The organism is Pedobacter sp. UC225_65, assembly GCF_042698365.1.
Lineage (GTDB): Bacteria > Bacteroidota > Bacteroidia > Sphingobacteriales > Sphingobacteriaceae > Pedobacter.
The window spans coordinates 2,383,786-2,400,844 of sequence record NZ_CP170550.1; the positions used below are offsets into that span (position 1 = coordinate 2,383,786).

Annotated in this window: 15 protein-coding genes and 4 pseudogenes; 7 read left to right on the forward strand and 12 right to left on the reverse strand. The window is 38.9% G+C overall.

Features of this window, described 5'->3' with window-relative positions; genetic code table 11:
* Entirely contained in the window at positions 1–543 is a 543-nt protein-coding gene (locus tag ACFJIZ_RS12530) for a DUF1599 domain-containing protein (protein WP_379084405.1), read from the reverse strand.
* A 55-nt stretch (positions 544–598) separates the two neighbouring features.
* Here ACFJIZ_RS12530 and folP point away from each other — a divergent pair, with 55 nt between their 5' ends.
* Both folP and cdaA read left to right on the forward strand, forming a co-directional pair.
* Positions 599–1,453 (forward strand): dihydropteroate synthase, encoded by an 855-nt coding sequence (folP, locus tag ACFJIZ_RS12535; RefSeq protein ID WP_379084408.1) that lies wholly within the window; start codon positions 599–601, stop codon positions 1,451–1,453.
* Between the two features lie 81 nt (positions 1,454–1,534).
* Positions 1,535–2,327, forward strand: a pseudogene (gene cdaA / locus ACFJIZ_RS12540) (diadenylate cyclase CdaA).
* Positions 2,328–2,451: 124 nt separating this feature from the next.
* Here the strand turns inward: cdaA and ACFJIZ_RS12545 are convergent.
* The 3 genes from ACFJIZ_RS12545 to ACFJIZ_RS12555 all read right to left on the reverse strand — a co-directional run bounded on the left by ACFJIZ_RS12545 (position 2,452) and on the right by ACFJIZ_RS12555 (position 3,767).
* The gene (locus ACFJIZ_RS12545; protein WP_379084411.1) at positions 2,452–2,862 is read right to left on the reverse strand and encodes a BrxA/BrxB family bacilliredoxin; all 411 of its coding nucleotides are present in this window, start codon (positions 2,860–2,862) and stop codon (positions 2,452–2,454) included.
* Positions 2,863–3,011: 149 nt separating this feature from the next.
* Positions 3,012–3,446: a CCC motif membrane protein gene (locus ACFJIZ_RS12550; RefSeq protein ID WP_379084414.1), complete on the reverse strand. Its 435-nt coding sequence runs from the start codon at positions 3,444–3,446 to the stop codon at positions 3,012–3,014.
* A 3-nt stretch (positions 3,447–3,449) separates the two neighbouring features.
* Positions 3,450–3,767, reverse strand: coding sequence for a DUF2752 domain-containing protein (locus ACFJIZ_RS12555; protein WP_379084417.1), 318 nt, complete (start codon positions 3,765–3,767; stop codon positions 3,450–3,452).
* Between the two features lie 220 nt (positions 3,768–3,987).
* Between ACFJIZ_RS12555 and ahcY the strand changes: the two genes are divergently transcribed.
* The 3 genes from ahcY (at position 3,988) to ACFJIZ_RS12570 (ending at position 6,330) form a co-directional block, all read left to right on the forward strand.
* Positions 3,988–5,304 carry an adenosylhomocysteinase gene (gene ahcY, locus ACFJIZ_RS12560; protein ID WP_379084420.1) on the forward strand — a complete coding sequence of 439 codons (1,317 nt, stop codon included), beginning with the start codon at positions 3,988–3,990 and terminating at the stop codon, positions 5,302–5,304.
* 140 nt (positions 5,305–5,444) lie between these two features.
* Positions 5,445–6,104 (forward strand): hypothetical protein, encoded by a 660-nt coding sequence (locus ACFJIZ_RS12565; RefSeq protein ID WP_379084423.1) that lies wholly within the window; start codon positions 5,445–5,447, stop codon positions 6,102–6,104.
* Between the two features lie 37 nt (positions 6,105–6,141).
* The gene (locus ACFJIZ_RS12570) at positions 6,142–6,330 is read left to right on the forward strand and encodes a hypothetical protein (RefSeq protein ID WP_379084425.1); all 189 of its coding nucleotides are present in this window, start codon (positions 6,142–6,144) and stop codon (positions 6,328–6,330) included.
* 8 nt (positions 6,331–6,338) lie between these two features.
* Here the strand turns inward: ACFJIZ_RS12570 and ACFJIZ_RS12575 are convergent, their stop codons facing one another.
* On the reverse strand, positions 6,339–7,973 hold the full coding sequence (locus ACFJIZ_RS12575) for a mechanosensitive ion channel family protein (protein WP_379084428.1): 1,635 nt from the start codon (positions 7,971–7,973) through the stop codon (positions 6,339–6,341).
* Between the two features lie 100 nt (positions 7,974–8,073).
* Between ACFJIZ_RS12575 and ACFJIZ_RS12580 the strand changes: the two genes are divergently transcribed.
* The gene (locus tag ACFJIZ_RS12580; protein WP_379084431.1) at positions 8,074–8,424 is read left to right on the forward strand and encodes a DUF6370 family protein; all 351 of its coding nucleotides are present in this window, start codon (positions 8,074–8,076) and stop codon (positions 8,422–8,424) included.
* A 56-nt stretch (positions 8,425–8,480) separates the two neighbouring features.
* Here the strand turns inward: ACFJIZ_RS12580 and ACFJIZ_RS12585 are convergent, their stop codons facing one another.
* The 7 genes and pseudogenes from ACFJIZ_RS12585 to ACFJIZ_RS12615 all read right to left on the reverse strand — a co-directional run bounded on the left by ACFJIZ_RS12585 (position 8,481) and on the right by ACFJIZ_RS12615 (position 16,190).
* Positions 8,481–10,358 carry a mucoidy inhibitor MuiA family protein gene (locus ACFJIZ_RS12585; protein WP_379084434.1) on the reverse strand — a complete coding sequence of 626 codons (1,878 nt, stop codon included), beginning with the start codon at positions 10,356–10,358 and terminating at the stop codon, positions 8,481–8,483.
* A gap of 151 nt (positions 10,359–10,509) precedes the next feature.
* A pseudogene (gene lepB, locus ACFJIZ_RS12590) lies at positions 10,510–11,710 on the reverse strand (signal peptidase I).
* 157 nt (positions 11,711–11,867) lie between these two features.
* Positions 11,868–13,058 carry a signal peptidase I gene (gene lepB, locus ACFJIZ_RS12595; protein WP_379084437.1) on the reverse strand — a complete coding sequence of 397 codons (1,191 nt, stop codon included), beginning with the start codon at positions 13,056–13,058 and terminating at the stop codon, positions 11,868–11,870.
* A 3-nt stretch (positions 13,059–13,061) separates the two neighbouring features.
* A pseudogene (gene dapB, locus ACFJIZ_RS12600) lies at positions 13,062–13,803 on the reverse strand (4-hydroxy-tetrahydrodipicolinate reductase).
* A complete protein-coding gene (locus ACFJIZ_RS12605) occupies positions 13,800–14,477 on the reverse strand; it encodes a DUF5683 domain-containing protein (RefSeq protein ID WP_379084440.1) in 678 nt (225 codons plus the stop codon). Before ACFJIZ_RS12605 ends, dapB begins: the two are co-directional and overlap by 4 nt.
* Positions 14,477–15,376 carry a ParB/RepB/Spo0J family partition protein gene (locus ACFJIZ_RS12610; protein WP_379084443.1) on the reverse strand — a complete coding sequence of 300 codons (900 nt, stop codon included), beginning with the start codon at positions 15,374–15,376 and terminating at the stop codon, positions 14,477–14,479. Before ACFJIZ_RS12610 ends, ACFJIZ_RS12605 begins: the two co-directional genes overlap by 1 nt.
* A 9-nt stretch (positions 15,377–15,385) precedes the next feature.
* Positions 15,386–16,190: pseudogene (locus ACFJIZ_RS12615) on the reverse strand (ParA family protein).
* A gap of 179 nt (positions 16,191–16,369) precedes the next feature.
* Here ACFJIZ_RS12615 and ACFJIZ_RS12620 point away from each other — a divergent pair.
* Positions 16,370–16,891: an NADPH-dependent FMN reductase gene (locus tag ACFJIZ_RS12620; RefSeq protein ID WP_379084446.1), complete on the forward strand. Its 522-nt coding sequence runs from the start codon at positions 16,370–16,372 to the stop codon at positions 16,889–16,891.
* Positions 16,892–17,059: the final 168 nt, after the last annotated feature.

Genomic DNA, 17,059 nt, shown 5'->3' on the forward strand with positions numbered 1-17,059 from the left:
TTATTTGACACCTAGTTTAATCAACGCAAAAACCGAATAGTTTAACATGTCTTGATAGTTGGCCTTTACTCCTTCTGATGCCAATGTTTGCCCCAGGTTATCCTCAATCTGTTTTACCCTTAGGATCTTCATCAAAATCAGGTCGGTCAAAGAGCTGATGCGCATGTCTCGCCAAGCTTCACCGTAGTCGTGGTTTTTGGCAAACATCAATTCCTTGGTTTCGTTTACGCGTTTATCGAACAAACTTTCTACCACTTCAACTTCCATCTCATTGGGGTCTTCAGCGCTTAGTTCCAGTTGTAGGATCGCAATCACACAATAGTTTACAATACCGATATATTCAGAAGTGATATCCTCTCCTACCTTAGAAACTTTCTTCTCTTCCAACGTACGGATCCGTTGCGCTTTGATAAAGATCTGGTCGGTAATGGACGAGGACCTAAGGATGCGCCAAGCCGTTCCATAATCTTTGGTCTTCTTTAAAAAAAGCGATTTACATACCGCTATAACGTTATCGTACTCTTGTGATGTGTTTAGTGCCAAAACAATTAAAATATTTAGTTTAAAGCTATTTTAATACCTATTTTTGTATTAAATGATGGCTAAAGATACATTTTTAAACCGAAAAGTAACACTAAATAGTAAAGGCAAACTGATCGAACTGAGCAGTCCTGCCGTAATGGCCATCTTAAACATTACCCCCGATTCTTTTTACAGCAACAGCAGGATCAGCAACATTGACGATGCTTTAAAAGCTACCGAAAACTTTCTGAATGAGGGGGCTAGGTTCATCGATATTGGCGCCTATTCTTCTAGGCCAGGCGCTGAAGATGTAAGTGCAGATGAAGAATTAAAACGACTCATTCCGATTGTTGAAGCCATTGCAAAAGAGTTTTCAACAGCCTTGATCTCTATCGATACCTTTAGGGCAAAAGTAGCGAACGAGGCCATTGCCGCAGGCGCCCATCTGATCAACGACATTGCCGCAGGCCAACTGGACAAAAACATGTTCGAAACTGTAGCCAAGCTACAAGTTCCTTACCTCATGATGCACATGAAGGGCACACCGCAAACCATGCAGCAAGACCCTCATTACCATAATGTAACACAGGAAGTTTATACTTATTTTGAAGAAAAAGTGGCTACCCTAAAAAAACTGGGCGTTAGGGATATAATCATCGATCCAGGATTTGGCTTTGCAAAAACCATTGCACACAATTACGAGCTTTTGCAAAACATGGAGGTATTGAATACTTTCGAATTGCCTATTCTGGTTGGTTTCTCCAGAAAATCGATCATCACCAAAGTTTTGAGCATCAAAGCAGCCGATGCTTTAAATGGAACTACGGTATTAAATACCACTGCATTGTTAAAAGGCGCTTCGATCTTAAGGGTACACGATGTAAAAGAAGCCGTTGAATGTGTGAAATTGGTTAATTGTTTGTTGGGTTAATCGGTTAACCTAACCATTTTATACAATTAAACAATTATCCGTTTTATACAGTTAACCTAATATTTCCTATCTTGTGCTTCAATGAAGAGCCTCGACTTTGATTTCCTAAAAATTACCTGGATTGATGGAATAGACATTATTCTAGTCGCTATCCTAATCTATTATATCTATAGCCTGATCCGTAACACCCTAGCCGTAAACCTGCTGTTAGGGATGTTCATTATCTTGATTGTTTATTATGCGGTAAAAGGCCTACACATGAATTTGCTGTCGGCCATTATTAATAAATTCATGAGCGTGGGGATCATGGCCTTGGTCATCATCTTCCAACCAGAGAATCAGGCGGTTTTTGTTGCACATTGGTAAAAACACTTTCCTTCAAAAAAATAAGGCCTGGTGGGGCTATCTCTTTGGCAGCAAAGACCTAGAGCGCGACAACCTGATCCGGATCAAACCCATTATAGATGCCTGCAAAAGCATGAAGAAAACACGCACAGGTGCATTGATCGTATTTGTTAAGTTTTATGATGATGAGTTTTTCACCAACAGTTGTGAGTTAATCGATTCTAAGATTTCCAAACGTTTGTTAGAAAGTATCTTTCAAAAACATAGTCCCTTACACGATGGAGCGGTAGTCATTGCCGAAAACAAGATCAAAAGTGCCAGTTGCATTCTTCCTTTAACAGACAATGATAAACTCCCTCCTCAATTTGGGTTAAGACATAGAGCAGGTATTGGGGTTTCTGAAACTACAGATGCTGTTGCCGTGATCATTTCTGAAGAAACCGGAGAGATTGCCTATGCAAAACAAGGCCGCGTAAGAATGAACGTTTCTTTCGGTGAGTTGGAAAAGCTATTGAATAAAGACTTTTAACAAGATAAAAAGCAGCAAGGATGAGGGATAAAATAACAAAGACGATGCAAATAAAAAAGGAATAAAAACATTGGTAAACAACCAACATCTTTATTCCTTGTTCTTTATTCTTTTATCTAATTAATTAGCAGTATTGCTCAAAAGCTCCAATCAAGCTATCAGCTATCATTTGTGCAGGGCGACCTTCAATTTGGTGACGCTCTATCATATGTACCAATTTACCATCTTTAAACAATGCCATCGAAGGTGATGATGGAGGGAAAGGCATCATATAACCTCTTGCTCTGTCTACCGCATCTTTTTCCATGCCAGCAAAAACGGTTACCAGTTTTTGAGGGTGTTTAGCATTTGAGGCGGCCAATTTTGCTGCCGGACGAGCATTTGCTGCTGCACAACCACAAACAGAGTTCACTACAACAAATACGGTACCTTCACCTTTGATCGCTTCGTCTACTGCTTCTGCTGTTTTTAATTCTTCAAAACCTACGTTAGTCAATTCGGCACGCATTGGTTCTACTAAATATTCAGGATACATCTTTTCTATTTTTATGAATAATAATAATGCAAAGATAGCAAATATGATGCTGTAAAAATGATGGACACATAAAATAACAATTTACTGACGTACAGCACATAAAAAAAGCAACCCGTTAATTGGGTTGCTTTACAGCTAGCGCTAAAAGTTTATTTCATCATATTTTCTATGGCTTCTTTCATTGCATCTTGGTCTGACAAGGTGGCTATACCAAACATGGCAATAAACGCAATACATAACAAGAGATAAAGTATATTTAAAACTAAGCCAATAATGGCACATACCCTACCTGCACTTAAGTTTTTATAAGAACTTTCGGTATAATAGGCCATATTGGCCAAATACAAAGCTTTGTCTTTTTTGCTTAAGATCAAAGCCACAATACCGAGTATCAAACCGATCACACCATAACAACAACAGGTTACAATAGATAAGATACCTAAGATCAATACAACAGTTGCATTGGGCAATGATTGCTGCATGCCAAACCCAAAACCTCCATTTTGTGGTGGAAAAGGATTTTGTGGATTAGGATTAGCCGCTGGTTGCGGATTTTCTTGAGGATTTGATTGTTCTTCAGACATAGGTCAAATTAATTGGTGTGTAAATATTTTATAGATGTAATTGCTTACGATGATTAAAGTAACAACAATATAAAGGAATTTTATAAAAAAAGCCCCATTTTTTAGTTCGAATTTTAAGTGAAGAGCAGAAAAGGCCAATAAACCAATCAGTGGTATAGTAGCTGGATATAATTTAAAAGAAGCAACCAAATCACCTTTTAATAAAGCGATAACTGAACGCTGTACACCGCAGCCTGGGCAATCTAAACCGGTAAGGTGTTTAAAAGGGCAAGTCAACAGATGATGCTCGAGCCAATGGATAATCCCTGCACCTTTGCTCAACAGTACCAAACAAAAAAAAAGTAAAGTTGCCTTCATTGGTGATAAAAGTAGCGATTTTGTAGTCTTTAACCAATATCCACAAAACTAGAACTAATTGATCAAGCCAGATAAATCTAAAAATTACAATTTTAAAACCATTTACATCACGATGGCGTAGCTTATCATTTGGGTTTCACAAACCTATACAGTAAATTTGCATCACATTTAAAAACAATAAATTATGTCATCAGTAGAGACAACTTACGTTCCTTACAAAGTTAAGGACATTTCACTGGCAGAATGGGGCCGTAAAGAAATTGGATTAGCAGAAGCAGAAATGCCTGGTCTAATGAGCTTACGTAAAGAATTCGGCCCATCAAAACCTTTAGCAGGCGCTCGCATTGCTGGATGTTTACACATGACGATCCAAACTGCGGTTTTAATTGAAACCTTAGTAGAATTAGGTGCAGAAGTAACCTGGTCATCATGCAACATTTTCTCAACACAAGACCACGCTGCTGCGGCAATTGCTGCTGCTGGCATTCAGGTATATGCTTGGAAAGGCTTAAACGAAGTTGACTTCGATTGGTGTATTGAGCAGACTTTACATTTTGGTCCTGAGCGCAAACCATTAAATATGATCTTAGATGATGGTGGCGATTTGACCAATATGGTATTTGATAGGTTCCCTGAACTGATCGCAGATATCAAAGGTCTTTCTGAAGAAACCACTACAGGTGTACATCGCTTATACGAAAGAATGAAAAACGGAACATTGCACTTACCTGCAATCAACGTTAATGATTCGGTTACCAAATCTAAATTTGACAACAAATATGGCTGTCGCGAATCTTTAGTAGATGCAATCCGTCGTGCTACTGATGTAATGATGGCTGGTAAAGTAGCTGTTGTTTGCGGTTATGGCGATGTGGGTAAAGGTTCAGCAGAGTCTTTAAGCTCGCAAGGCGTACGTGTAATCGTTACTGAAATCGATCCAATCTGTGCTTTACAAGCGGCAATGGAAGGTTATGAAGTTAAACGTTTAGATACTGCCATTAAAGAAGCCGACATTGTGGTAACTACTACTGGTAACTGTGATATCGTTCGCGAAAAACACTTCAGAGCATTAAAAGACAAAGCTATCGTCTGTAACATCGGTCACTTCGACAATGAAATTGACATGGCTTGGTTAAACGGTGCTTATGGCGATACCAAAGTAGAGATCAAACCACAAGTAGATAAATATACCATTGATGGTAAAGACGTTATCATTTTGGCCGAAGGTCGTTTGGTTAACTTAGGTTGTGCAACTGGTCACCCAAGTTTTGTAATGAGTAACTCATTTACCAACCAGACTTTGGCTCAATTAGAACTTTGGACCAACCCTGGTAAATATGAGAACAAAGTTTATGTGTTGCCTAAACACTTGGACGAAAAAGTTGCCCGTTTACACTTAGAAAAAATCGGTGTAGAATTAGACGTTTTAGATCAACACCAAGCAGATTATATCGGTGTTCCAGTAGAAGGTCCTTTCAAACCTGATACCTATAGATACTAATCCAAAGCTTTAAAAGCTTTCAGTTTAAAAGGGATTTGCAATATGCAGGTCCCTTTTTCTATTGTCGTATTGTTGCTGTAACGAAATCAATAAAAACTTATATTCGTCCAATACCTTAAACCTACTTCATTATTAACAAAATGAAAAAAATACAGCTTATTTTTTGCCTATTGTTTTTGACAGGCATATGTTATGCCCAATCTCCACAAAAAATAGAGAACGATGTATTATTCGGTAATGGATGTTACTATTTTCAAGTTGTTCCCAATCCTAAAGAACTAAAAGGTGTTTTGGTATTAGTACCAGGTTATCTCGAAAATCCTTTATCGGTTTCGGCACAAAGCACCATTTTACAAGAGGCAGCAAAAAACAACCTTGCTGTAATGATGGTCAACCTGTCAAAAAACAATGAAGAATTTCCGATCGATCAACCTTCACTCACCAAATTGGGTGCGATGATTAAACATTTCTATACCCATCAGAACCTGCCTACGGCTACAAAATTGTTTATCGGTGGTTTTTCCATTGGAGGTACTTGTGCCTTAAAATTTTATGCAGAAAAGCATAAGGAATTTAAAATTGTTAAGGTTTTTGCCATCGACCCACCATTGGATATGGTAAGGTTAAGAAAATCCATGTTAAAGGGAAGGGAAAGAGATTTCGTCACCAAATTAGATGTTTTAAACACACAGCATAAACCGGCAGAACAAAGTCTAAAAGAATTATCGGTTTACAATCCTGATCATACCACTTTAGAAATGTTGCCCGATTATACTTCAACAGCACTAAGGACTCTATAGTGAACCTGATATTTTATGGTGGATCAAAAACAGGAACATGGACCTGTCAGATATGAATATTACTGATGATGCGGGCTACATTAACAAACTCCTTCAAAAATCACCTAACCAAAGGGTTGAATTGATCTTAACCGAAAATAAAGGCATAAGGAACGGAGGGCAAAGACACCCCCACTCGTGGAGTATTGTAGACCCAATAGACCTAATGAAATGGCTATTGAATTGAAAATATCATTAATTTTTGTTTTTTGATGCTTGATTAGCCACATTAAAACCTGGAACCTCATAATCTTTGGGTCGGTAAGATGGAGGTATTGCGATCTCATTTCCATCTCTTAAGGTTTGGTAATGTGGCGACATGATCTCTACCCCTGCTTTGTTAAAGTTGTCCTGAATGTTCTGGTGCAAGTTAGAGTAGATCTGTGCCATTCGATTGGGTTCTTTGGTGTAAGCGTTCACTTGATAAGAAACATACCAATCGTCTAAACTGGTCTGTAGCACAAAAGGTTTTTTATCCTTATCGACACCTTCTGTCTCCATTGCAGCTTGGATCAACAGCTCGTGCACGGTATGCCAAGGATTATCATAACCAATCGTTACAGTGGTATGTACGATCAATCCTTCATTTGCTGCCAGTACATTATAATTTAGGGTATTTCCATTTAATATGGCACTATTAGGGATGGTGACAATTTCGTTTTTGATCGTCTTAAGCCTGGTTACCAAAAAGGCCTTTTCGATCACATCGCCTGTCACATCGCCAATCCTCACCCAGTCTCCCAACCTAAACGGTCGCATATAGGTAATTACCAAACCCGCTACAATATTTCCAATGGCAGTTGATGAACCTAAAGAGATCAAAAGTCCCAAAAACACAGAAACGCCTTTAAAGATATCCGAATCAGAACCTGGGATAAATGGCCATATCACCACCAACATAAAGGCATACAATACAAAACGAACAATGTTATAGGTAGGTTTTGCCCAATCTGGAAAAAATCCATTAATGGTCAGTTTTCCTGTTTCTATTTCCGTGGCCAAGAATTTGATCAGCTTGTTAATGTAGTGAAATACAAAATAGATCACAATGATGCTGATCAGGTCAGGGATAAACTTGATTGTCTTGTCGAGGACCTGACGTAGTGGATTAAGGATAAAATTGAGCAAGAGGTCGCTCCAGCCTTTTGTCCATGGGAACAACCTAAAGATCAAAGGCAAAGTGAGGTAAACGATCAATAAAATGAAGATATACTTCACGATATTAAATATCCTGTGCAAAAACATCAGTTCACCACTTTTAGAGACCAATTCGTAATCCTTGATCTTAATTCCATTTAATCGAGTTGACAGGTATTTGGTAAAAAAATTACGGATACGGTTCGAGTATTTGTTCAACAAAAAGATAGCTGTACCCAATAACACCAAAATCAAAAGTCCTAAACCACCTCTGGTCAGTAGCTCAGTAATGTCGTTCTGCGATTTGTATTGTTTAATAGAATTGACAATTGTGGTCCGATAGGTTTTGGCCAGATCGTCTACATGAGTAGCTAAACTGTCTGCATCCGCTTTCGAAACACTTACAATAACATCATCATTAAGCGTAAGCTGTGCATTTTCTCCATCTGGATAAGTCTTGATAGAATCGGGCACCATCGTCAGGTTCTCTTCCATTTTTTGCAATAGGCTTGAAGTCCGCGCTGCACGTTCTTGGGCAGAGAGCGATCCAAACTTGTTCATCACATAAAACAAGGTGTCTTTATTCAAGACAACTGGATAACCTTTTTTAACTGTTAAGGTATCGGATTTAGCCTGTGCATAAACAACAGTTGGCAATAGCAACACGAACAAAATGGCCTTGATCAATTTCATTTGTTAGGGTGGTTTGTTCAACAAATTACAAATAAATATAGATAAACATGAATAGTATTTCCTTTCTTAGTCTTAACTTTAATAAATAACTTAAACCCTGATGAAACAACTCACACTTCTTTTATTTTTAGCTTTGTTCGGCATTACTGCAAGTGCACAAAGCCCTGCTAAAAAAACAACTGCGGCGCCAAAGGTGCTAAAAAATCAGATTGTAGATATTTCTTGTGGCACTTGCCAATTTAAGATGAAAGGCAAAGACTGCGAGCTAGCGGTTAGGATCGATGGCAAATCGTACTTTGTAGATGGCAAAAAGATAGATGATTTTGGTGATGCACATGATGAACATGGCTTTTGCAACGCCATTAGCAAAGCAGAAGTAACCGGAAGCATTGTTAAAAATCGTTTCAAGGCAACCGCTATTAAATTATTGGACGATAAGGCTAAGATGTAGTCAAAAATCATATAAAAAAAGCATCGCTACTTTTAGCGATGCTTTTTTTATGGGCTTTATTCAATATTGATTGGCTTGTTCTTAGGATATTTAACCTGATATTTCAGCACCAGTTTTTTCTGTTCATTGGGTTGTAGTGAAATTTTCCAGGTCAATATTCCATTGGTCTCATCCAATTGTGCCTTAGAGATTTCCTGCTTTTCTACTGTAATATCATTATTTGTAGAAACTGGCAATTGGTCTTGTACAATCAGGTTAACCACTTGGCTCTTTCTGTTTTTGACATCGATCACAAAATGTCTGCTGTCTCTTTGCGATGAACCAATAAACTGCCTTTCGTTAAAATCTTTCTGTTTTTCTCTTTTAATCAGCACATTTTTATCCACGCCTAACGATAATGTCAAGGTATCAGAAGCATTTTGGATGTCTAATAAGGTTTTTCCTAAAAATGTTCCTTCAAAAAAGATATTGGCCTCGCCACTGATCAAATTGATGTCGTTAAAACCATTGATCTTTGCGGTTAAAAAAGCTTCGCTACTTATTTTAGGCGCAGCATAATATTCATAGTCGGCCTTAAAATCGTAGTTACCAATATCTACCGAAAATTGTTTGCCATCACTTAAAATGGTATATGGATTTTGGATATCGAAGGTAACATTGGTCTGTTTTTCAACCGTATTTACTTCTACCGCATTAGAAGTCATCGAATTTAATCCTCTTATTCTTATCGGGGCTGGCGCTTCTTTCATTTGCTTAGCAGCAGAACCGTACCCGGTTACCACAACCTCATTCAATGTTGCTGTGCTAGGTTCCATCCTTATGGTAAACTGGCTATTGTTGATCGGTTGCTCTTTCATATCAAAGCCAATGTAGCTAAACTCTAAGGTGTTGGCCCCTAGAGGTATCTGTAGACTAAAATTACCATTGGCATCAGTTACCGTAGCTACCGACGTACTTTTTACACGAACAGCTGCTCCATGCAAAGGCAGATTATCCTCAGCAGATATAACCTTACCTTTTACAGACCTGATCATCGTATTGGTACCAGTACCATAATAACCAGCGCTTACAAAACCAATGTTATAAGCCGCTAAAGAGGGTTTTACGCTATTGGTTGTCGGATTACCCGAAGAAAGGGTCAATTTAACATTCTTCCAGTCTTCTTCAGAGCTCTGCGAAACATTTGCTTTATACACTAATTCTATTGGGCTCGAAACATCTTTGGCCCTGATATCATAAGTAGGATACCAGCCTGCATTGTTTACCATATAGGTTAATTGGAATTTTCCTTTTGTGGCGGCCTTGGCCGAAACCTTAACGACAACATCGTTCGAGTTTTTGAGTCCTTTACCATCGATCTCGCTTATCTGTTTCCTATACTTATCCAATTCTAACTGGAGCTTGATGATTTCTTTGTTGATATTAATCTGTTTGTTTTTGGCCTCAGTTAACCGTTGTTTCTGAAAGTCTAAAGCCTGTTTCAATTTAACAAGATCATAGTTTACATTCGGGCCCATTACAACCTGGTTCTTCACCAACATTTCTTCTTCGGCTTTATATACCTCACTTTCGTTCCGTAGCCCAGCAATCTTATCGGTAAGATCTGTAATGTTGGTTAGGTAAGCTGTTTTTTGGTCTGAGTTTTTACGTTCCAACAAGTAGTTCTTTTGTTGCGTAACTGATAGGATGGTAAAATTACCTTCTCCTTTGGCCTGTATACTCTGTGCTTCGATGGCAGAAGAAAGTCCTGAAAAAACAAGCTGGCTTACTCCTTGTGGAATATCTACGCTTTCAGTTTGCCTTTGTACCTGGGCACCACTGATAAAAACAGTTACATGGTTGATCTTGGAGTTTACGGGAATCTGGGTTTCTTGTGCAACTGCCGCAAAAGAAAAAAACAGCAATAACATGTTAAAGCGGAAAAGATGTTTCATGGTAATAAATTTAGATTTTGGATTAAAATAAGTCATTCCTAAGCATATGTGTCATCAACAAGATGCAATAATGGCAAGCATTACATAAACCACCAATAAAAAAAGCATCCTGATTGCTCAGGATGCTTTTGATTGATCTGCTAAAGTGCTACTAGTGTATCCCTTTAAATATCCTACTCCAACGAATCTTACTGAACCATGAACCATCGGTATCAAAACTCATCCAGATAAACAAAGCTTTGCCTACCACGTGGTCTTCAGGTAAAAATCCCCAATAACGCGAGTCGATAGAATTGTGTCTATTGTCACCCATCATCCAATAATAATCCATTTTAAAAGTGTAAGAAGTAGCTGGTTTGCCATTGATCAACCAGCCATTGTTAACTTTTTCTACTTTATTGCCTTCGTAAGTACGGATGGCCCTATAATAGATCGGCATGGTTAAACTATCCAACTGTACTGTCCAACCCTTTTTAGGGATCAATCAGCGGTCCAAAGTTATCGGTATTCCACTTGTAATGTGGATCCAGCGGAAATAGGTCGCCATCATCTTGCGATGGAGGTTTTACGGCTAAGGTTACCGATTTTACAAAATCGAGTTTCTTCGCTTGTTCGGCCATTTCTGCAGTAGCAAATGCGGTATACGTTGTAGGATTGAGCTGTTGCATTTCTCCGGCTGCAGTGCTAAAGCCCAAATTGAGCAACACATCCATATTGATGTCTTCTGTTTTGAACTGTAGTTGATAGGGCATTTTTCCGGTATTGCTTAAAGGTTCTGGTTTACCATTGATGCTTACCACTCCTTCTTTCATGCTCACGGTATCGCCTCCAATGCCAATGCATCTTTTAATGATGTTCTCTCTTTTATCTACAGGTCTGGAGGTAACGGTGTATTGATCATTTACCTGCTTCCATCCCATTTCCCTAACCAGTTTATAATAACTTGGTTCTTGGTTTTCTAAGGCTACCGTATCCCCAACGGGCAGGTTAAATACTACAATATCGTTTCTTTTGATGTTTTGCAGTCCTGGCAAACGTCTGTACTTTAACTGTATACCATCCCAATAGGCTTTTGTACCTGTTAAAGGCATGGTATGGTGCGCAAATGGAAAAGCAACTGGCGTCATCGGTATCCTTGCGCCATAATTCACCTTGCTTACAAACAAGAAGTCGCCAACCAATAACGATTTTTCCATAGACCCACTCGGAATGGTGTAGGCTTCTATAAAAAACACCCTGATGATCGTAGCTGCGATAACAGCGAAGATGATCGCATCAGTCCATTCTCTAGCTTTACTTTTTTTCTTTTTTACTTTGGCATCCTTGTTCTTCTGCCAGAATTTCCAATTCATAAAATCTTAATTTGGTTCAGTTTAGTCTCAAATTAGATGGGCAATCGGCAACTTTGTTACGCCCTCTGCTAGATTAGCCCTACCACAAGATACCAATACAAAAGATAGGTACAAAAAAAAGCATCCCAATTGGGATGCTCTCAAAAAAATTATGCGTTCAATTAATGGATGCCTTTAAAGACCTGCTCCAACGGATCTTGCTGAACCACGAACCTTCGCCATCAAAGCTCATCCAGATAAACAAGGCTTTGCCAACAATATGGTCTTCGGGTACAAAACCCCAGTACCTCGAATCTGCAGAATTATGTCTATTATCGCCCATCATCCAATAATAGTTCATTTTAAAGGTATAAGAAGTAGCAGGTTTGCCATTGATCAACCAACCATTGCCTACTTTTTCTAGTTTGTTTCCTTCGTAGATACGGATGCTTCTTTCGTATAAAGGCATGCTTACACTATCCAACTGTACTGTCCATCCTTTTTTAGGTACAATGATTGGCCCGAAATTATCGATGTTCCATTTCCGGTTTACATCACGAGGAAAAACAGTTGGATCAACATTTTCTTTAGGACTGGTTAGATCAGTTACCGATTTTACATAATCAGATTTTTTCAACTCGGCGACCATTGCTGGTGTTCCATCAAACTGGAATACATTTGGATTAGCCGATGGTGCGATCTTAAAGCCCATATCTTGGAACAAGCTCATGTTCAGATCAGAACTTTTAAATTCTACAACATAAGAAAACCATCCAGAATCTTTCAAAGGTGTTTTCTTTCCGTTTACCGTTACCAATCCTGCATCCATGCTTACCGTATCGCCTGCTATGGCAATACAACGTTTAATAAAGTTTTCACGTTTATCAACAGGGCGGTAAGAAATAGAGTAATTGTCGTGTACCTGTTGTCTGCCCATCCGTTTTACCATCAGGTAATAATTGTCGTCTTGCGCTTCTAATGCAACGGTATCTCCCTCTGGGAAATTAAATACCACTACATCATTGCGTTTGATATCTTGTAGTCCAGGTAATCTTCTGTACTTCCATTGTACGCCATCCCAAAATGCTTTGGTGCCTGTTAAAGGCATGGTATGGTGTGCAAAAGGGAAAGCAACAGGTGTCATCGGGATCCGTGCACCATAGTTTACCTTACTTACAAAAAGGAAATCGCCAACCAATAATGAGCGTTCCATTGAACCCGACGGGATGGTATAGGCCTCAATAAAAAACACCCTGATGATCGTAGCCGCTACAACAGCAAAGATGATGGCATCTGTCCATTCTCTGGCTTTACTTTTTTTCTTTTTTGGTTCGGCATTTGTATTCTTCTGCCAGAATTTCCAATTCATATTTTAGCTATTAAAATTAAAAACGTCGGCAATACTATAAAAGCCTTGTTTATGCTGTAACCATTCTGCCGCAACCACAGCCCCTAAGGCAAAACCTGCCCTACTGTGTGCGGTATGTTTAATTTCTATCTCGTCAACCTCAGAGCTATAAAGTACAGTATGCGTACCCGGTACATTTTCTATCCGATGCGATTCGATCAACAATTGTTCATTTTTGATCACATCTGGTATAGGTGTACCTACCACTTCATTCAACCATTCTGTTTTACGGTCAAGCTCTTCTATGATCCTTCGGCAATGGTCATGGCTGTACCGCTTGGTGCATCTAGCTTTTGGGTATGGTGGATTCTTCAACCTGCACTTCGTAAGCTGGATAATTGTTCATCAGCTTGGCCAGTACCTTGTTTAAATGGAAGAAGAGATTAACCCCAATACTAAAATTAGAGCCATAAATTAGCGAATTGCCGCCACTTAAACAATCATTTTTAATTTCCTGCAGTTTGCCATACCAACCTGTGGTACCTACTACAACTGGTACACCAGCATCAAAACATTTATAGATATTACCTACAGCGGCATCTGGCGCACTAAAGTCTATCGCTACATCAGCAATAGCTAAATTGTCAACTGTAAGATCTTGTAGATTATCGATGCTAATTTTAAGTACGATTTCGTGGCCACGTTCTAAAGCAAAACGTTCAATGATCTGACCCATTTTGCCGTAACCCAATAAGGCTATCTTCATAGTTTGAGCGAAAATTTTAAGCCTGGTACGGGTTTAAAACCATATACCGGACTTGCGTTAATTAATGTTGGAGAAATCTTATAAGAAAGTTGGTTGTCTACATCGTGGTATTTTAATCTGGCCGTAACATAGGCATCAACCACATTGGCGCCGTACAATACCGCTAACGAAATCAGTACCACTTCCCTATTGTTTTTATAGATGGCCTTACCCGTATACAGGGCTTGCAGACCTTGATCACCAGTATATCCTTCTAAACCATTTCCTTCTAAGATTTTTCCTGGGTTTACTTGCCTATACTGTAGTTCTCTTAAAAACTGTTTGTATTTGTTGTTGTTATCAATGTACGAAGACACCAATAATGCTCCACCAGCGTAGATCAAACTGATCTTGCCAACAATATAGATTTTTTGGAGTACCCTTTTATCTGGATAAACGCCTCTTTTAACATCGTCTACTACCAGACCGTAGTTATACATCTGTCCTAAACCGGGTACGATCAATGATCTTCTGATCGCTTTTCTACCTGCAATCCTTCCTTTGTTGATATAACCTGGTTTTTTTAGGGTATCAATTCTTGTAGTACTCGAATCAACATTTTTTTTATCGATAACCTGTGCCCTTACCGAGCCAAATGCTAAAACACCTACAATCAAAAGGAATATACTGCGCATTACCAATCTAAAAGCTCTAAAATTCTGTTCAAATCATCATTAGAAACAAAAGGAATCTCGATGGCACCTTTGCCATTGTCGTTCACTTTCAGTTTCACTTTGGTTGCGAATTTAGATGCCAAGTCTTTTTGTAGTTTTTGGTATTCGAAAGAAACAGCCACAGGCGCTACTTTCGGTTTTACCTGCACATGATTGATGCTACGTACCAGTTCTTCAACCTTACGTACCGATAAACCTTTATCTAAAATTTCTTGGTGGATGAAAAGCTGTTTATCTTCTTCTTCTACACTAATCAAGGCACGGGCATGGCCCATCGATATTTTTCCATCGCGGATGGAAGCCTGGATCACTGGTGGCAATTTCAACAAACGTAGATAGTTACTTACCGTGGTACGGTTTTTACCGACACGCTCGCCCAATTGCTCAGGCTTAAGCTTACATTCATCAATCATCATCTGAAAGCTCAATGCCACTTCGATCGCATTTAAGTTTTCTCGCTGTATGTTCTCGATCAATGCCATTTCTAGCATCTGCTGATCATCAGCAGTTCTGATATATGCCGGAATTTGTGTTAGGCCCGCCAGTTTAGAGGCTCTTAACCTACGCTCTCCAGAAATAAGCTGATATTTGGCACCGTGTTTTCTAACGGTTATGGGTTGGATCAACCCTTGTACTTTTATGGATTCCGAAAGTTCGTTTAGGGCAACCTGATCAAACTCTGTACGTGGTTGGTACGGATTGGTTTCAATATCGTTGATATTGACATGGCTTATGCTGCCAACCTGTGCCGTCTGTTCAAGAGAATCATTACCATTTTTTGGTGGGTGGGCCGCATCAGTATCATCTAAAAGCGCACTTAATCCTTTACCTAAACCTGTTTTTCGCTGAAACGATGTCATCTGTATAATTTATATGGTTGCCGTATTTACATCTTGTTCTTCGGTTACCAAACCGTTTTTGCGAACAATCTCTCTGGCTAAGTTTAAATAATTGATAGCTCCTTTACAATTTGCATCGTGCATGATGACCGATACACCATAACTTGGTGCCTCGCTCAATCGGGTATTGCGTTGGATAATTGTTTCAAAAACCAGTTCTTGGAAATGGGTCTTTACTTCTTCTACCACTTGATTAGATAAACGTAATCTTACATCATACATTGTAAGCAAGATACCTTCGATTTCTAATTCTGGATTTAAACGATTTTGTACGATTTTAATTGTGTTCAACAACTTGCCCAGTCCTTCTAATGCAAAATATTCGCATTGCACCGGAATGATAACCGAATCTGCTGCTGTTAGGGAGTTGATCGGTGATCAGACCCAAAGATGGCGAACAGTCGATGATGATAAAATCATATTGGTCTTTTACTTTTTCCAGCACAGCTTTCATTTTGTACTCGCGACTGCTCAAATTGATCATCTCAATCTCGGCACCCACAAGGTCAATATGTGCAGGCAACAAATCAAGGTTTGGCGTTTCGGTCTTCACAATGGCATCTAAAGGATCTACATCGTTAATGATGCACTCATAAATGCTATTTTTGATGTTCCTTGGATCAAAACCAATACCCGAAGTAGAGTTTGCCTGTGGATCTGCATCAACCAAAAGTGTTTTATACTCTAAAACCGCTAAGCTGGCTGCTAAATTTATAGACGAGGTAGTTTTACCTACACCGCCTTTTTGGTTTGCTAAAGCAATAATTTTACTCATCTATCTTTTTAAAAAATCACCAAATTTGATTATGGCTTTATTTTACAATAAAAATCTTCAAAAAATGCTATTTTTGTATCGATTTAGGCATTTTTTAACAATTAGCTAAGATACAAACTAAATCATAATATTAGTATTAAAGCCATAAGTGTTTTAAACATCTTATTAACAATTTTAGCATGGTAACTATCATATCTGGCACCAACAGACCCGCAAGCAATACCTTAAAAGTTGCAAAATACTATCAGAAACAACTGGCAGAAAAGGGGTTGGAAACCAATTTGTTAAATCTACAAGACCTACCCGCTAACCTGATCGATACCGACCTATATGGCAAAAGAAGTACTGAATTTCAAAAAATACAGGACCTGACCAGCCAGACCAGCAAGTTTTTGTTCATTATACCCGAATACAACGGCAGCTTCCCGGGCGTGCTCAAAACCTTTATCGATGCTTGTGCTTTTCCAGAGAGTTTTTTTGATAAAAAGGCTTGTTTGGTAGGGATTTCCTCTGGCAAATATGGCAACATCAGAGGTATAGAACATTTCAATGGGGTTTGTGCCTATCTACACCTCAATGTAATGCCCTTACGCCTGCACATCTCTTCGATCAAAACAGAACTGGATGAGAATGGACAATTTTTTAAAGAAGACACCTTGAAATTTGTGAACCAGCAGCTGGATAAGTTTATTGCTTATTAGTTATTGGTTCATTGGTCATTGGTTCATTAGTATCACTAGTTTATTCGCAACTGAACCTTTCACTTCCAGACTTCGGTCGTCGGACTTTCGGACTCTAGATTCTTTAATTGCTAAATTGTTTAACTGGTTAATCGTTCATCCCCCTCCTAACGCTCTACTCCAAACTTT